We start from the raw sequence: 2,865 nt of genomic DNA on the forward strand, positions 1-2,865 counted from the left end.
ACAGCGGAAGATAAGAGAGGTAATGCCATCCGCCGGCCGGAACCCGTTGGGAACCCGATCGCTATACCTGGCCATATCGCGCTGCGGGTCCCACTGTACGGCTGAGTCCACCATTTCTGCCACCTGCTCGTCGGTCATATCGGGAGTGAATTGGAGGGGTGGGCGGAAATCCACGACTATTTTGAAGCGCCGGGGCCAGCGGGCCCAACCGGGCCAGGCCAGATAGCCGTTGTGCATGATCACAGGGTAAACGGGAAGACCCAGCCGGCGGAAGAGCTTGCCCGTAGCCGCCACTGTAGGGCGAGTGACGCCGTCCCAGTTCCGTTCCCCCTCCGGCATGATGATGATCATACGGTTGTCTTTGATAAAGCGCATTAGCTCCCGCACCGGCGTTGCTTGAGGTTGAAACTTGCGGGTAGGCACCAGCCCGATCTTCTTAAATACCCAAGCGAGAAATCCACCCCGGAAGTACTCCTCCACCATAACGGAAGCGGTGGGCTCAAAAAGAAAGACATTGATAATAAATCCGTCGTAGAGATTACTGTGATTGGCGATAATGAAACAGGGCCCGGCAACGGGCAGATGCTTTTTGCCGATGACCCTGGGACGGAACAACAGCCGCAGAGACGGCACCAATACCAGGCGCACTAAACGATAGACCCAAGGGTTGAAAGTACGCGTTGGTTTAGAATACCAGCGGATATGTCTTGCCTTTAAATGCGTAAATGAGTGGAGGATAATCTAAGAAAAAATGAGTCGGTGCGTGCAACAGTTCTTCCCCCGATGTAATTTTCGTCCTTTGCTGCCGGAGCCAAATCCGAGAAATCAGGAAGCCCCGTTACATGCTCCATGAACCCACCACATCCATTACCGATTTTATCCTGGGCCTGGAGACCCTTATCCTTGCGGCCCTTCTAGCAATGAATGGGCACCATTTCCCCAGTCAGCCGTATTGGATCACAACCCTTGCGCTTCTTGGCGTAGCGGCGCTCCTGGGAGGTGTCGCCCATGGATTAGCTTACCACTCCCTGTTTACGGGCATCTACCTCGGCCTGGCAATCATGATGGCCACTTTCGTACTTGCCGCACTTACGGATTCCTTCGGCCCCGAGCTGGTACTAAAGGCTCGCTGGTTGGTGGCAGTTCTGGCTCTGATCTTCCTGATTATAGCCTGGTTTTACCCCAGCCGCATCCTGACTTTTGCAGCGGTGGAAGCGGTGGTGATGTTTCTGGCTCTGATTGTGTATATTCGGCTGGCCCTGGTGCAGGCTGTTCCCGGCGCCGGATATCTTTCCGCAGGTACCGCCTTCACATTGGCCGCAGCAGCCCTACTGCTAAAAAAAGTGCAACTTACACTCGTCTGGACATTCGACGGTAACGGCGTCTACCACTTAGTCCAAATGGTGGGGGTGTTATTCTTTTACCTTGGTCTGAGCCTGCGGGCGTAAAGAGGTTACGGACCCACAGCGGCTGACGATCCTATTCGGTAGTCAGGGATTTCCAATTCCGATCAATACTGCCAGCGGCTACCGTGATCAGGTTCTTTGGTTTGATATACTTCTGGACGGCCGCATTGACCTCTTCCAGCTTCAGAGCGTTGATCTCTTCCACATACTCATCAATGTAGGTGATTTCTTTTCCACGCTCGAGGATGTCCAGAATGGTGGAGGCCATGCCAGAGGTCGTAACCAGGCTGACTTTATAATTGCCTATAAGGGTGGTTTTTTTTACCGACAATTCTTCGGTAGTTACCCCCTTCTCCACCCACTTTCCCAGCTGCTTATAGACAGAGGCCTTGCCTTTCTTCAACAGATTAGGAGCGAAGGTACCGTAGATTGACCAGTAGCCATCCTTTCCGTCGCTGGCACCACCGACAGCAGACCCGATACCGTATGTGAGGCCCTCCTCGTCCCGGACAGCAGCCATGAGGCGGGCTGAGAAATTACCTCCCAAGATAAAGGTGCCCATGCTGAGAGGCAGATAATCGAAATGCTCTCGATCAATACCTACTGCGAGGCCCTGGATCAGGTCAACACTGTATTTGTCTTTCATGGTCACAACCTCTTCCCGGGGCGCCAGGTCACGGTAACCACGGCGTCCATCAAGGGATGGGGGAGCGAGATCGACCTTCTGCCAGTCCCCAAAGCACTGCTCCAGGCTCTTTTCCAGAACCGCTCGGTCCACGTCACCGGTGGCGACAATAATCAAGTTTCCCAACCCGTAAAGCCGCTGGTGGAATGCCCGCAGGCCTGACGGTGAGATACTCTCGATATCAGCGATTTGCTTGTCCAGCGGCGGGATGTAGTTGGGGTGGTCATGGGGATACACTAATTGACTGAACTTCAGGCGTGCCCAGAAATCAGTTGTCTCGCTCTGGCGCTTGAGATTTCCCACCAGCCGTTTCTGCAAGGAAACCAGATCCCGTTTGTTGAAAGCCGGTTCCCGGAGCTGCTCCGCAAGGAGTTCCACCACCAGTGGTACGTCATCCCTTAGACAGCGGGCTGAGAAGGTTACCCGGTAATCGTCGGAGTTAAAACTGATCCGCGCCCCCACCGATTCCAACAATTCACTGAGGGTAAACTTGTCCCGCTTTTTAGTACCCTGATCCAGCATACTGGAGGCGATATCGGCAGTGGCTTCATTCGCCCTGGGGCTAAACACATCTCCCCCGTAAAAACTACCATAGATGGTCACCACTTCCGCAACCCCCATGGGCATGGTAACCAACCGCAGGCCTTCCAACAGATTCGCATCGGTTATCCGAGCGGCCAGACCGATTCCCGCAGTGGTCTCCGCTGGTGAGTCCACACCACTGGGTACGATTGGGGACATACTGCTCTTGTCCGAACGGTAGAACCGAGGGCC

Annotated in this window: 3 protein-coding genes; 1 reads left to right on the forward strand and 2 read right to left on the reverse strand. The window is 54.4% G+C overall.

Going from position 1 to position 2,865, the window contains the following annotated elements; translation table 11 throughout:
• A partial coding sequence (locus ACETWG_00930; protein ID MFB0515152.1) for a lysophospholipid acyltransferase family protein occupies positions 1–648 on the reverse strand: 648 nt, incomplete at its 3' end.
• A 194-nt stretch (positions 649–842) separates the two neighbouring features.
• Between ACETWG_00930 and ACETWG_00935 the strand changes: the two genes are divergently transcribed.
• A complete protein-coding gene (locus tag ACETWG_00935; GenBank protein MFB0515153.1) occupies positions 843–1,448 on the forward strand; it encodes a hypothetical protein in 606 nt (201 codons plus the stop codon).
• Between the two features lie 31 nt (positions 1,449–1,479).
• On the opposite strand, the gene ACETWG_00940 is transcribed toward ACETWG_00935, so the two are convergent.
• The coding region (locus ACETWG_00940) for a M16 family metallopeptidase (GenBank protein ID MFB0515154.1) at positions 1,480–2,865 on the reverse strand (1,386 nt) is incomplete at its 5' end.

The sequence above is a fragment of the Candidatus Neomarinimicrobiota bacterium genome (assembly GCA_041862535.1).
Classification (GTDB): Bacteria; Fidelibacterota; Marinisomatia; order SCGC-AAA003-L08; family TS1B11.

Coding starts and splice junctions, on each gene's coding strand:
- ACETWG_00935 (MFB0515153.1), top strand. CDS start 843: ATGCTCCATGAACCCACCACATCCATTACCGATTTTATCCTGGGCCTG.